The organism is Hoylesella buccalis ATCC 35310 (assembly GCF_025151385.1).
Classification (GTDB): Bacteria; Bacteroidota; Bacteroidia; order Bacteroidales; family Bacteroidaceae; genus Prevotella; species Prevotella buccalis.
Map to the genome: position 1 here is coordinate 2,563,431 of NZ_CP102287.1, position 13,214 is coordinate 2,576,644.

Annotated in this window: 13 protein-coding genes; 8 read left to right on the plus strand and 5 right to left on the minus strand. The window is 44.3% G+C overall.

Going from position 1 to position 13,214, the window contains the following annotated elements; all coding sequences use genetic code 11:
• The first annotated feature begins 817 nt into the window (after positions 1 to 817).
• The 5 genes from NQ518_RS10575 to NQ518_RS10595 all read left to right on the plus strand — a co-directional run bounded on the left by NQ518_RS10575 (position 818) and on the right by NQ518_RS10595 (position 5,554).
• Entirely contained in the window at positions 818 to 1,132 is a 315-nt protein-coding gene (locus tag NQ518_RS10575) for a DUF3467 domain-containing protein (protein ID WP_004350668.1), read from the plus strand.
• Positions 1,133 to 1,508: 376 nt separating this feature from the next.
• Entirely contained in the window at positions 1,509 to 2,195 is a 687-nt protein-coding gene (locus NQ518_RS10580; RefSeq protein ID WP_040563199.1) for a fumarate reductase, read from the plus strand.
• 34 nt (positions 2,196 to 2,229) lie between these two features.
• Complete coding sequence (locus NQ518_RS10585) at positions 2,230 to 4,209, plus strand: fumarate reductase/succinate dehydrogenase flavoprotein subunit (RefSeq protein ID WP_004350665.1); 1,980 nt, start codon at positions 2,230 to 2,232, stop codon at positions 4,207 to 4,209.
• 96 nt (positions 4,210 to 4,305) lie between these two features.
• The gene (locus NQ518_RS10590; RefSeq protein WP_227208178.1) at positions 4,306 to 4,665 is read left to right on the plus strand and encodes a four helix bundle protein; all 360 of its coding nucleotides are present in this window, start codon (positions 4,306 to 4,308) and stop codon (positions 4,663 to 4,665) included.
• Between the two features lie 130 nt (positions 4,666 to 4,795).
• On the plus strand, positions 4,796 to 5,554 hold the full coding sequence (locus NQ518_RS10595; protein ID WP_102696311.1) for a succinate dehydrogenase/fumarate reductase iron-sulfur subunit: 759 nt from the start codon (positions 4,796 to 4,798) through the stop codon (positions 5,552 to 5,554).
• 147 nt (positions 5,555 to 5,701) lie between these two features.
• Here the strand turns inward: NQ518_RS10595 and NQ518_RS10600 are convergent, their stop codons facing one another.
• Positions 5,702 to 6,937 (minus strand): FtsX-like permease family protein, encoded by a 1,236-nt coding sequence (locus NQ518_RS10600; protein WP_227208179.1) that lies wholly within the window; start codon positions 6,935 to 6,937, stop codon positions 5,702 to 5,704.
• Between the two features lie 32 nt (positions 6,938 to 6,969).
• Entirely contained in the window at positions 6,970 to 7,305 is a 336-nt protein-coding gene (rbfA, locus tag NQ518_RS10605; protein WP_004350660.1) for a 30S ribosome-binding factor RbfA, read from the minus strand.
• A gap of 103 nt (positions 7,306 to 7,408) precedes the next feature.
• Between rbfA and NQ518_RS10610 the strand changes: the two genes are divergently transcribed.
• Entirely contained in the window at positions 7,409 to 8,365 is a 957-nt protein-coding gene (locus NQ518_RS10610; protein WP_227961970.1) for an acyltransferase family protein, read from the plus strand.
• 34 nt (positions 8,366 to 8,399) lie between these two features.
• Here the strand turns inward: NQ518_RS10610 and NQ518_RS10615 are convergent, their stop codons facing one another.
• Positions 8,400 to 9,041, minus strand: a complete 642-nt coding sequence (locus NQ518_RS10615) for an O-methyltransferase (RefSeq protein WP_227961968.1) — start codon at positions 9,039 to 9,041, stop codon at positions 8,400 to 8,402.
• Positions 9,042 to 9,197: 156 nt separating this feature from the next.
• The gene (gene aroQ / locus NQ518_RS10620; RefSeq protein WP_227961966.1) at positions 9,198 to 9,614 is read right to left on the minus strand and encodes a type II 3-dehydroquinate dehydratase; all 417 of its coding nucleotides are present in this window, start codon (positions 9,612 to 9,614) and stop codon (positions 9,198 to 9,200) included.
• Positions 9,615 to 9,720: 106 nt separating this feature from the next.
• Here aroQ and xerA point away from each other — a divergent pair, with 106 nt between their 5' ends.
• Both xerA and NQ518_RS10630 read left to right on the plus strand, forming a co-directional pair.
• Positions 9,721 to 10,683 carry a site-specific tyrosine recombinase/integron integrase gene (gene xerA, locus NQ518_RS10625; RefSeq protein WP_227961964.1) on the plus strand — a complete coding sequence of 321 codons (963 nt, stop codon included), beginning with the start codon at positions 9,721 to 9,723 and terminating at the stop codon, positions 10,681 to 10,683.
• A 458-nt stretch (positions 10,684 to 11,141) separates the two neighbouring features.
• Positions 11,142 to 12,182: a YeiH family protein gene (locus tag NQ518_RS10630; protein WP_227961962.1), complete on the plus strand. Its 1,041-nt coding sequence runs from the start codon at positions 11,142 to 11,144 to the stop codon at positions 12,180 to 12,182.
• Positions 12,183 to 12,277: 95 nt separating this feature from the next.
• Here the strand turns inward: NQ518_RS10630 and NQ518_RS10635 are convergent, their stop codons facing one another.
• Entirely contained in the window at positions 12,278 to 13,159 is an 882-nt protein-coding gene (locus tag NQ518_RS10635) for a PfkB family carbohydrate kinase (protein ID WP_227961960.1), read from the minus strand.
• Positions 13,160 to 13,214 lie beyond the last annotated feature (55 nt).

The window sequence follows — 13,214 nt, forward strand, 5'->3', positions numbered from 1 at the left end:
TGTTATTCCTTGTTGTACCTTGGATGGTACGAAAGGATGTCGTCGGCAAAGTTACAAAAAAGATGTTTATCTGTTTCTCATTGCCCCTAAAATGTGCTGATGATGTGTGAACCGTAACTCCAATGAAGCTGTTCTTGGGATGCGCTCGAGTCCTTTCCCGAAAACGGTTTGATGGTGTTTCGTGCAAAAATGTTCCATTTCTTTACTAAAAAACAGCCCTAAAATGGCACTTCAAAACTTTCAATCTAGAAAAAATCAATAGGCAAGGAGGATGCAAACAAGCTATCATGAAGCAAGAAAAATGAGATTTTAAGGCAATAGTAATGCGTTTAAGGTGTTATATGCATGATATTGCCGCCCAATAGATATGGTATTGCACGGCAAAAGCATGCAAATATCTGCCTAAAAGCTATGCTTTTGTGCTTAAAATAGCGCGTAAATGGGCTGATATTCGTGTCTTGATTTTGCAATATGCTGTATGTCAAGAGAATACAAATGTTGCTCATTTTGGGCGTATTTGCGACGAAAGTGAAGGCTGTTCGTAAATACGCAAATTATAAGAGAGTGTGTTGTCAAGATATTTCACCAGTAGGAGCATGTTCTATCGCGTTTTATTGCATAGCCTTCATGTTTCAGCAAACGGTTCTCAAGTTCGGACATTGTCACCATGTTTAGCCGCATCACGCACCCTGTTGTGGGCGAATAAAATCAGATGTGCACCTTAAAAGTGTTAAAATCATGAAGTTCAGCCTTGCATATAGAAAAAACTCACTATATTTACATTCATTTTGAAATAACTAAAAATTGTTTTGTCGATATGGAAGATAACACGCAGCAGCAGGGATTGCAATTGGAGTTGAATCCCGAGGTGGCTCAGGGTAAGTATGTAAATCTGGCCCTGATCTCACACTCCAGTTCAGAGTTTGTACTTGATTTTACCAGTATTTTGCCCGGAATACCCAAACCTCAGGTGGTAAGTCGTGTGGTGATGGCACCCGAACATGCCAAACGACTTCTCATGGCCTTGCAGGAGAACATCTATAAATACGAGCAGCAGTTTGGCAAGATTCAACTGCCAGAGATGGCAGGCCGCACCATTGCTCCTTTCGAAGGTACCAAGGGGGAAGCGTAGATTGCGCTCCCTTTGGCGATAGATAGTTCTTTCTCTGTCGATAGGTGGCTCTTTCTTCAGCGAATGTGTTAAAGACTGCGGTTCGTTCGTGAAACTATTTCCGCGTTCTCTTGCTATTTCCTTTTAGGCGTATCTGCGTAAAATCGGTTCCTCATCTTTGTCCGTCCTGTCACCTTGATGAGTTTTCTCGTATTTTTAACGAAAAGCTTTGAGTTATCACTAAATTGTAGTATTTTTGCAACGGCTGGCGGTATCTGATACCTAAAAATGAGGATGTTTGATGATGAACATTTGTAAAGAACACCAGCCAAGGAACAACTATTTAAACGCACACATCAATATACTAACATTTAAATACTTTAATTATCAATCATTTATGTGGTTAATCAATTCATCTATTGGTAGAAAAGTGGTCATGTCGGTTACCGGCATTGCGCTTATTCTGTTCCTGACATTTCACATGTCAATGAATGTTGTCGCCCTCTTTTCTGGAGAAGCGTACAACATGATTTGTGAACTTTTGGGTGCCAACTGGTATGCGGTGGTAGCTACGATAGCACTTGCAGCTTTGGTTGTTTGTCATATCGTCTACGCATTCATCCTGACGGCACAAAACCTGCGGGCTCGCGGCAACGAACGTTATGCCGTTACGCAAAGAAGCTCTAAGGTAGAGTGGGCATCTCAAAACATGTTGGTGTTAGGCATCATCATTCTTTTGGGCTTACTTCTTCACTTGTACAATTTCTGGTACAACATGATGTTTGCCGAGATCTTTCACATTGCCGACCCGTTAGGCAATCCTGCTGACGGATTTGGTTACATTCGTGAAACATTCGCACAACCTCTGTATGTGGTGCTGTATGTCATTTGGCTGGTTGCCATCTGGTTCCATCTCACGCATGGCTTCTGGAGTGCAATGCAAACACTTGGAATCAGCAACAAAATCTGGTTCAATCGATGGAAGACCATCGGCGAGGTGTACGCCACGTTGCTGATGTTAGGCTTCCTTGTTGTTGTTCTCGCATTTGCCTTTGGCTGCGCGCCAAGTTTGTGCTGTGCGTAATTGTTTAATCTGATTACATGTAAGGAAGAATATTATGACACAAATAAATTCAAAAATACCTGAAGGACCAGTAGCTGAGAAGTGGACCAATTACAAGGCTCACCAGCGCTTGGTTAACCCAAAGAATAAATTAAAATTGGATGTCATCGTTGTTGGTACAGGCTTAGCAGGTGCCAGTGCCGCCGCTTCGTTGGGCGAGATGGGATTCAATGTATTCAACTTTTGTATTCAAGACTCGCCTCGTCGTGCACACTCTATTGCTGCACAAGGAGGTATCAATGCTGCCAAGGATTATCAGAATGACGGTGACTCTGTTTATCGTTTGTTCTATGATACCGTAAAAGGTGGCGACTATCGTGCTCGCGAAGCTAACGTTTACCGTTTGGCAGAGGTGTCAAATGCTATCATCGACCAATGTGTTGCACAAGGCGTACCATTCGCTCGTGAATACGGAGGCATGTTGGCCAACCGTTCATTTGGTGGTGCACAGGTAAGTAGAACGTTCTATGCCAAAGGTCAAACAGGTCAGCAGCTGTTGTTAGGTGCTTACTCATCACTGATGTGTCAAGTACATGCAGGCAAAGTAAAGCTCTATACACGTTACGAGATGGAGGACGTAGTCATCATTGACGGTCGTGCTCGTGGTATCATAGCCAAGAACTTGGTGACTGGTAAGTTAGAGAGATTCTCTGCCAATGCCGTAGTGATTGCCACTGGCGGATACGGAAATGCTTATTTCCTTTCTACCAATGCAATGGGATGTAACTGTACCGCTGCCGTTCAGTGCTACCGTAAGGGTGCTTATTTTGCTAACCCTTCGTATGTGCAGATTCACCCCACCTGTATTCCTGTACATGGTGACAAGCAATCGAAGCTGACGTTGATGTCAGAATCGTTGCGTAACGACGGACGTATTTGGGTTCCTAAGAAGATTGAAGATGCCAAGGCATTGCAGGCAGGAACGAAACAAGGCTGGGAAATACCAGAGGAGGATCGCGACTACTACTTGGAGCGTCGCTACCCAGCATTTGGTAACTTAGTGCCTCGTGACGTGGCTTCGCGTGCTGCGAAGGAGCGTTGCGATAAGGGTTTTGGTGTGAATAACACTGGTTTGGCTGTGTTCCTCGACTTCTCTGAGTCAATCAACCGATTGGGACTTGATGAAATCATGCAGCGTTATGGAAACCTCTTCGAGATGTATGAAGAGATTACAGACGTGTTCCCAGGCGACATGGCGAACGAAATCAATGGTGAAAAGTACTACAAGCCCATGATGATCTTCCCCGCTATCCATTATACCATGGGTGGTATTTGGGTAGATTACGAGTTGATGACCTCTGTCGCAGGACTGTTTGCCATCGGTGAATGTAACTTCTCTGATCACGGTGCTAACCGTTTGGGAGCTTCAGCGTTGATGCAAGGTTTGGCAGATGGTTACTTCGTGTTGCCATACACCATTCAAAATTATTTGGCAGACCAAGCTGTTTGGCCACGTCTTTCTACCGATCTTCCAGAGTTTGAAGAGGCTGAAAAGAAGGTACAAGCAGAGATTGACCGTTTGATGAACATCAAGGGTAAGCGCTCTGTCGATTCTATTCACAAGGAGTTGGGTCACATCATGTGGGAACACGTGGGAATGGGTCGTACCAAGGAAGGTCTCGAAGAAGGCTTGAAGATGATAGCAGACTTGCGTAAAGAGTTCGATACCAACCTGTTTATTCCAGGTTCTAAGGAAGGTCTGAACGTTGAGTTGGATAAAGCTATCCATTTGCGTGATTTCTTATTGATGGGCGAACTCGTTGCTTACGATGCCATCTCTCGTAATGAGAGTTGTGGAGGTCACTTCCGTGAGGAGTACCAAACACCTGAGGGAGAGGCAAAGCGTGACGATGAAAACTATTTCTATGTAGGTTGTTGGAAGTACCAGAACAATGATGAAACCGCCCCCGAGCTGCTCAAAGAGCCACTCGAGTACGAGGCCATCAAGGTACAGACACGTAATTATAAGAATTAAATTGATGAGTTGACGAGTTAACAAGCTGACGAGTAGACAAGATGATAGTGAATTCGTGAGGTTCTTCTCATAGCTAATATGTAATCCGAATTGGATATGAAATCTACGCACAAAGACTTGATTGTTTGGCAAAAGAGCATCATTCTTGTGAAAAGGATTTATCAAGTAACGAGATGTTTTCCACATGAAGAACTCATGGGAATCTCCTCTCAAATGCGTAGAGCTGCAATTTCAATACCTTCGAACATAGCCGAAGGTTATGGCAGAGGAACAACAAAAGAGTTGTTACATTTCTTATATATAGCTTTGGGTTCAGCTTCTGAATTGGATACTCAAATTATTCTCTGTAAAGAGCTGGGCTTTATTATTGATTTGGAGGCTTACCAAGAACTCTATCAATTAAATATAGAAGTCTTAAAAATGCTAACAGCACTCATTAAAAGTCAACAACAATAGACAAAATATTCATCAAACCGTTGCATTTAAAATATATAGCTATCTATAAATTTCTTGTAACCATTGAAAAAAGTCTATTAACTTGTGAACTTGTGAACTTGTGAACTCGTAAACTAAAAAAATACAAGCCATGTCAAAAAATATAAGTTTTACAATTAAATTTTGGCGTCAGAACGGTCCTAAAGACAAGGGACATTTTGACACTCACGAGATGAAGAATATCCCAGACGATACTTCTTTCCTCGAAATGCTTGACATCCTCAACGAGGAACTCATCGAGGATGGGAAAGAACCGTTTGTTTTCGATCACGACTGTCGTGAAGGTATTTGCGGAATGTGCTCACTCTATATCAATGGAGTGCCACACGGAAAGACCGAACGAGGTGCGACAACCTGCCAATTGTACATGCGTCGTTTCAACGATGGCGATGTCATTACCGTAGAACCTTGGCGTTCAGCAGGCTTCCCAGTTATCAAGGATTGTATGGTAGACCGTAACGCTTTCGACAAAATCATCGCTGCAGGTGGCTACAATACCATTCGAACAGGACAGGCACAGGATGCCAATTCCATCCTTATTCCTAAGGAGAAGGCCGATGAGGCCATGGACTGTGCTTCCTGCATCGGTTGTGGTGCCTGCGTAGCAGCATGTAAAAACGGCTCTGCCATGCTCTTCGTTAGCTCCAAGGTTAGCCAGTTGGCGTTGTTGCCACAAGGCCGTCCAGAGGCTGCTAAGCGTGCCAAAGCCATGGTTCTCAAGATGGATGAGCTGGGATTTGGTAACTGTACCAACACTCGTTCATGCGAAGCCGTATGTCCAAAGAACGAGTCGATTGCTAACATCGCACGACTGAACCGTGAATACATCACAGCAAAGTTTAAAGATTAAGCAGCACTTGTTTTGCAAATTCACGCTTTAAACGAGCGTATTTGCAATTCTTAAACTCATAAATATAGCCCATACGTTCTCTTTGACGTATGGGCTTTTATAATGTTCGCAATAAGGTGACGCATCAAGTGGATGCGTGTTCGTGATTTAACGATTGGCCAAAAGGCGTTTACTAAAGTATCTTACGGGGTACCATACCGCCATCCAACCAACGGCAATCACCGTGATGAAAATTAAGAAAATATCTAAATAGTGCACACTAACGGGATAAGCATTGACAACAAAGTCGCCAGATCTTTGCCCAAGTGATACGAAACCGAAGGTCTGTTGAAGCCAACAGAGCAACAAACCCAACAGAATGCCTATGAGAGCGCCTATGACTGAAATCATTCGGCCTTCGAAAAGAAAGATTTTAGTGATTTGTTTGTCGCTGGCTCCGATGTTTCTTAACGTCACCACATCATTCTTCTTGTCAATCATGAGCATGGAAAGCGAACCGATAATGTTAAAGCACGCCACAACCAAGATGAACGTAAGGAAGAAATAAGCGATAATCTTCTCGATCTGCATGATCTTAAATGTGTCCGCTTGTTGTTCAAAACGATCAAGCACCTTGTACCGACTTCCGACGATAGCTTGTATCTCTTTCTTCACCTCCTTGAGGTTACTGTTCTCTTGAAGCCGGAGTTCAAGTGAGGAGATGCGCCCCTTCATGTCAAAAAGGTTGCGTGCAAATTCAATTGAAGTGAGTATATGTCCCTTGTCATATCTGGCTTGATTCACCGAGAACACTACGCCTGGTGACAGAAGAGAGTCTACCGCAAACCCGCTGGCAGGATTACTCATGTCCAACTGTCCTGACCGCTTGGGTGCGTAGATCTTGAGGTAACCGTTCCAAGTTGCGCCTACATCAAGTGTTTGAGCCAATCGAATGCCGATGATACCATACTCCAAATTGCCAGCGTGCAACTCATATTCGCCGTCCCCATATAGGATTTCCTTGATGTGGGTGAGCTTATCAAAATTGTCATCCACACCTTTGATGGTCACCATGGTTAGCTTGTCGCCATACATGGCCATTGCCATGTCCTCCACATTCTCTGTGGCTACATCCACCTGACGAAGCTGTTTAACCTTCGTGAGCAAGGAGTCGTTGGCGTTGGCTGATTTCCCTTCCGTAGGAACTACTTCGAGTTGTGGGTCGAAGTTGGTCAGAAAAGAGGCCACCAAGTCATGAAAACCGTTGAAAACGCTCATCACAATGACCAATGCCATCGTTGCCACCGCCACGCCTATCATGGAGATAATGGAGATGACATTGATGGCATTCGTGCTCTTTTTTGAAAAGAGATAACGACGTGCAACAAATAAAGGGAAGTTCATCTATTGGAATATTTGTACTCTGAGCCGTTGTTTTATTTCTTCAACAGTTCGTCGATGTGTTCGATGTAATCAAGGCTGTCGTCGATGAAGAAACGCAATTCGGGAACAATACGCAGCTGATTGCGTACCCGTGTGCCCAAGTCGTAACGAATGGTTTTCTCATTTGCCGTGATGTTCTTGATGATTTCCTCCGCTTTTTCTGAGGGAAAAATACTCAAGTAGGCGGTGCAAATACTCAAATCAGGACTGACACGTACCCGGGTGACGCTTACCATGACACCATGGGTAGCTCTTGTTTGCGATTGAAATATGATGGCGAGTTCTTTTTGAAGCAGTCGCGCGATGCGGTTTTGTCTTGTCTCTTGCATAAAATTTGTATTTTAAGGGTGTACAATTTAGTGGAAAACTTAGTGGAAGACAAAGATAATTATAATAGTTGACAATTAATTCTTTTTTCGTAATTTTGTGCCGATGGTGACAACTCCTCCAACAAAACAACAGACAAGAATCTTGGAGTTAGATTATCTCAAGTGTGTGTTTATTCTCTTGATGATAGTTTTTCACCTTGTCTATATTGGCAATCGCTATCCTGTTGCCAAGGCTTTTGTGTACACATTCCACATGCCTGGATTTCTCATTATTTCGGGTTACTTGCTCAATGTTCACAAGCGCGTTCCGCAGTTCTTGCGCTATATGCAATGGATTTTCGTACCTTATTTGCTGATGGAGTGTGGGTATGTGGTCATGGCGTCTATCTTACCCATTCGTGAGCATATTCAGCAGCTCACCTTTGGCTTGTTTCTTGATAAACTGTTTTTACACCCTTTGGGACCTTATTGGTACCTGCATACGCTGATGTTGTGTGGCATCGTTACTTATGTCGTTGCCCAATTTGCGAGTCGTCATCGTGTATGGATGCTGATTGGCGTGTTGCTATGTTTGTGGGTGTTGGCACTTTTGGGACTTGTTACTTGGATCAATGCTGTGTATTTTTGTGTAGGTGTCGCATTGCGTCTGTATCATCGTCCATTCGTTGATACATTTCACCCCGCATGGTGGTCGCTCATAGGGGTTGTATTAGTTGTCACTTGCGTGCCAAATGCGCTTCAACGGCATACCATAGGGGGCATGCTCATCGTGTATTTCGTCATCTCTTTTTTGCTTTGGCTGTATCCCTATTTGCCCAAAGGTATGGCAAAAATCTCCCTTTTCATCGGCAGAAACTCACTCATCCTGTTGCTTTTCTCTCCCATGTTTACGGTGCTTTCCAAGTTGTTTCAGTCTTATCTGTTGTTCGAACCGTCAGGAATGCTTTTCATGTTGGTGGCTTTGCTGTTTACGGTAGTTGGCAGTTTCACCGTTGCCTATACCTTGCAAAAGTTGCATATAGCACAGTATATGTTTGGAAAGTCAAGGATTATCAAATGATAACCCGTCTGTTTGTCCTTTTAAGAGCTTCTTGTCATTCGTTTAACTTCTTCCTAATGATGGTCAAACCGTCGCGAATGGGCAAGATTACTTTTTCCACTCGTGCATCTTGTGCGATGAAATCGTTGAAATGGATGATTCCTTGTGTCTGTGCATCGTGTTGATAGTGCGGGTCAATCACATGTCCATCCCACAACGTATTATCGGCAAGAATGAATCCACCAGGTCGCAATAGCTTCAACACCGTTTCGTATGTTTCTATATAAGTACGCTTGTCGCCGTCGATAAACGCCATATCAAACACGATATTTAGCTTGGGAGCTTCCACGTTTGCATCGCCAATGATGAAATGAATCTTTGATGCCACAGCACAGTTTTCTATCCATGGACGTGTAAAATCCTCCATTTCATCGTTGATTTCAAACGTATATAGTCGTCCATCTTCACCCAATCCCTCAGCCATGCAAATGGCACTGTAGCCACTGAAGGTACCTACTTCTAAAACATTCTTAGGCCGAATCATCTCTACCAGCATCTTGAGTAGCCGCCCTTGCAAATGTCCACTCGCCATACGTCCATGCACGGTGTGGATGTTTGTGGCGCGATATAGGCGGTATAGGTAATCGCCTTCGGCATCAATGTGTGCGAGCAGATAGCGTTCTAATTCAGTATTCACGGGAAGTTTTTTAGTTGATGAGTTTTTTAGTTTATGAGTTTACGAGTTTACGAGTTGATAGTTTTTTTGACAGACCAGTTCATCAGCGTTCAACTTGCAAGCCATTAACTCGTGAACTCGTGAACTCGTAAACTTGTGAACTTGTACCCTTGTACACTATCCAACAATTCCCTCTAAGGCCAGTCGGTACGAGTTGAGTCCAAAACCCATAACCACCCCTCGACAAGCCGATGAAATCATGCTTTTATGACGAAACTCCTCTCGGGCGTGTACATTCGAGATATGAACCTCAACCACTGGGGTAGTGAGCGAGCGAATACAGTCGAGCAAGGCTATGCTGGTGTGGGTGTAGGCACCTGCATTGAGAATAATGCCGTCGTAGGTGAACCCTACTTCCTGCATTTTATCAATCAACTCGCCTTCAATGTTACTTTGGTAGTAGGACAGCTCTACCGTTGGATATTGGCTTTGCAAGTCGTTGAAAAATGTATCGAAAGCGGTCTGGCCATAGATGTCTGGCTCTCTACTTCCCAGCAAATTGAGATTTGGCCCATTGATAATTTGAACTTTCATAATTCGCATGATTTAGTTATCTTTGTATCGTTCATACATGTCTTGTCAAGCCGAAATCATCTGCGTGCCTGCAAGGGATGTATATGATGCAAAAATACGCATAAAAATGGAAAGCAACAAGAAAACAACAACAGATATCGTGAAGTCGTATACCCGCTATTTGAAGCTGGAACGCAATTACTCGCCCAACACATTGATTGCTTATCAAAACGATTTGGGCTGGCTCTTATCCTTCTGTGAGCAGCAAGAGATAAACCCCTTGGACGTGCGATTGGATGACTTGCAGCACTTTGCAGGCCAGTTGCACGAACACCATATCGGCCCTACCTCGCAAGCTCGCATCCTGAGTGGCGTGCGTTCGTTCTACCGTTTCCTGGTTCTTGATGGCTACATCGAACAAGATCCTACCGAGTTGTTGGAATCTCCGCGACTTGGGGAGCATCTACCCGAGGTGCTTTCCACCGAAGAAGTTGATATGATAGAGAATAGTATCGACCTGTCCAAGCCCGAAGGACAGCGTAACAAGGCCATCATCGAGGTGTTGTTCTCGTGCGGTTTGCGCGTGTCAGAGCTGGTCAATCTGCAACTTTCCAATCTTTATTTGGACGAAGGCTTCATCCGCGTCACCGGAAAGGGCAACAAAGAACGGCTCGTACCCATCTCGCCCAAAGCCATCAAAGAGTTGAATCTTTGGTTTCTCGACCGCAATTTGATGAAGATAAAACCCGGTGAACAAGACTATGTGTTCCTCAATCGCCGTGGCGCTCATCTTACTCGCACCATGATTCTCATCATGCTAAAACGACAAGCCCAGGAGGCTGGCATCCAAAAAACCATCTCTCCGCACACCCTTCGCCACTCGTTCGCCACCGAGCTGCTGAAGGGTGGGGCCGACCTTCGCGCCATTCAAGTGATGCTGGGGCACGAAAGCATTGGCACCACTGAAATCTATACGCACATCGATACCACGACCCTGCGTGAGGAGATACTCCTCCATCACCCGCGAAACGCCAAAGATAAGGCTGATGAGGGCGGCAGAACATCTGCCGGTAATTCTGAAACGATGTAGCCGATGCATCTTGGCGAGATGAACATGCATTGGTTGCTATGATTATTAAAAATGCACGAACACTCATTTTTATACATGCAGGTTTTGCCTCGAGTTTTCTTTCAAATAGAAAAAACAAGACTGCAAATATGCGTTTTTCAGGGTACATTTTGTGTGTTGAAAACTTAATAGCGCGCTTTTGCCTAGTATTTTGTAGGCGTTTAAATTGTAAAGTACTGGTAATGAGCGTGGTACATTTTTGCGATATTTTGAAAAATCTTACGCCTCGTGCGGAATATGTTCAGGATTTTAGTTAAAAAATGTAAAGTTTTCAGTGTGGTTGTATAGATATGTAGGGAAACGACAGTTGCGTAGCCTTTGTTTTTTGAGTGAAAATTTATGGGTTAAATTGATTATCGATACGTCGCATTAGCGATTTTTGTGTACCTTTGCCACTCAATTATTAAAAAGTAAAATCAATGCTTAGTGAAAAAAGAAGCAGCATGCTGCATGGCGTGCTATTGATAACCTTGTTTTCGTTAGCCGCTTTCTATATCGGCGACATGGGGTTTGTAAAAAGGCTATCGTTCAGTCCGATGATAGTCGGCATCATCCTTGGCATGCTCTATGCCAACAGTTTACGCAACAATTTACCTGACACATGGGTTCCGGGAATCCTGTTCTGTTCCAAGCGCATCTTGCGAATTGGCATCATTTTGTACGGTTTCAGGCTCACCTTTCAGGATGTCACGGCCGTGGGACTACCTGCCATTCTCATCGATGCCATCATTGTAACCGTGACCGTTTGTGGCGGTGTGCTGATTGGTAAGTTGTTAAAAATGGACCGAAGCATCGCTCTGCTCACTTCCGTTGGTAGTGGCATCTGTGGCGCGGCGGCTGTGTTAGGTGCCGAGTCGGCCATCAACACCAAGCCCTACAAAACGGCTGTGGCCGTGTCTACCGTGGTCATCTTTGGTACGTTGTCGATGTTTCTCTATCCTGTGTTATATCGCAACGGTGTCTTTGACCTGTCGCCCGAGTTGATGGGGCTTTTTACTGGTTCTACTGTTCATGAGGTTGCGCATGTCGTAGGCGCAGGCAACGCCATGGGGCAGGGCGTGTCCAACACCGCCATCATCGTGAAGATGATTCGGGTGATGATGCTCGTGCCCGCCTTGTTGATTATCAGTTGGACGGTTGCCCGCAATCTTACCAAGCGCGATGCCGCCGAACAAGCTAAAGGAAAGATTACCATTCCATGGTTTGCCATTCTGTTTTTGGTGGTCATCGGGTTCAATTCGTTCAATCTGTTGCCCGTTGCTTTGGTAGAATGGATTAATCAGTTTGATACCTTTCTCTTAACCATGGCGATGACAGCTTTAGGAGCTGAAACCAGTTTTGACAAATTTAAGAAAGCAGGAGCCAAGCCTTTTCTGTTGGCAGCCATCTTATTTGTTTGGCTCATTGGCGGTGGTTATTGCTTGGCTAAATATGTCGTTCCTATGCTGATGAATATATAAGGTACTTGATATAAAAGTCCTTTTGATGAACAACGCCACTTGGTTTCAGTAAAACCAAGTGGCGTTGTTCTATATTTGCCAATGACGAAGTGTCCTTATTTCTCGTGCTTTCTGATAATAGCTCGCACCTCTTCAATGCTTCTGTCAAAAGGTCCGCTGTGTTCTAACTTGAGTGTACACATGGCAGCGGCAAACTTTCCTGCCTCTTCAAACCCTATTCCCTGTGACCGACAGTACAAAAAGCCAGCCGAGTAAGTGTCGCCACACCCCGTAGCATCTACTACTTCTCTCGGTGCATAGGCTGGGATGTCGTAAAAACGGTCGTTGGCATAAATGATAGAGCCCTCACTTCCCAGTGTCACGATGACCTCTTTCACACCCCATGCGTGTAGTTGTTTGGCTGCTTGGCGTGGGTCTTTGAGTCCTGTGATGACCTCCATTTCGTGTTCATTCACCTTGATGATGTCCGTACATGCCAAAATTTCCAGCTTGTCTTTCCAGTCAATGGGGTGGACATCCTGTCCGCGAACCTCTCGAAGATAGCCTTGTGCATCAATAGAGATTTGTCCTTTGGAAGATAAATACTTCACTACCTCGGGTGAGAAATCGTCATTTAGAAGCGAACCGATATGGTATATCTTTCCCGTTAACGGCTTCATCTCCTCAATAGTGAAGGGATCAGCCTTCGCTAATACACGCTGTGAGCGGGTATTTTGATTCTCTTCGTAGATGTTTTCAAACAGAACGGTGTGTTCACTGGGGTACACTTTCACGTCAATACCCGCCTCTTTCATCTCTTGTGTCACTGGCAAATCTTCGCTACCCACCTTGGTTACTAACTGAAAACTAACCTTCGAGGGTAGATGATTAAAAGCATAAGCCACATAATAAGCAGTGCCTCCCGACATGGAGACGGTCTGTTTATGTGTCGTATTCTTATCTCTCGTGATATGCCCCAAACAACATATATCTGTCATCGTATGTACCTTATTTGTGGCAAAGATACTTAAAAACAGCGAATATCAAAGGATT

Coding starts and splice junctions, on each gene's coding strand:
- rbfA (WP_004350660.1), bottom strand. CDS start 7,305: ATGCAAGAGACAAGACAAAACCGCATCGCGCGACTGCTTCAAAAAGAA.
- NQ518_RS10580 (WP_040563199.1), top strand. CDS start 1,509: ATGTGGTTAATCAATTCATCTATTGGTAGAAAAGTGGTCATGTCGGTT.
- NQ518_RS10595 (WP_102696311.1), top strand. CDS start 4,796: ATGTCAAAAAATATAAGTTTTACAATTAAATTTTGGCGTCAGAACGGT.
- aroQ (WP_227961966.1), bottom strand. CDS start 9,614: ATGAAAGTTCAAATTATCAATGGGCCAAATCTCAATTTGCTGGGAAGT.
- NQ518_RS10600 (WP_227208179.1), bottom strand. CDS start 6,937: ATGAACTTCCCTTTATTTGTTGCACGTCGTTATCTCTTTTCAAAAAAG.
- xerA (WP_227961964.1), top strand. CDS start 9,721: ATGGAAAGCAACAAGAAAACAACAACAGATATCGTGAAGTCGTATACC.
- NQ518_RS10590 (WP_227208178.1), top strand. CDS start 4,306: ATGAAATCTACGCACAAAGACTTGATTGTTTGGCAAAAGAGCATCATT.
- NQ518_RS10575 (WP_004350668.1), top strand. CDS start 818: ATGGAAGATAACACGCAGCAGCAGGGATTGCAATTGGAGTTGAATCCC.
- NQ518_RS10635 (WP_227961960.1), bottom strand. CDS start 13,159: ATGACAGATATATGTTGTTTGGGGCATATCACGAGAGATAAGAATACG.
- NQ518_RS10585 (WP_004350665.1), top strand. CDS start 2,230: ATGACACAAATAAATTCAAAAATACCTGAAGGACCAGTAGCTGAGAAG.
- NQ518_RS10630 (WP_227961962.1), top strand. CDS start 11,142: ATGCTTAGTGAAAAAAGAAGCAGCATGCTGCATGGCGTGCTATTGATA.
- NQ518_RS10610 (WP_227961970.1), top strand. CDS start 7,409: ATGGTGACAACTCCTCCAACAAAACAACAGACAAGAATCTTGGAGTTA.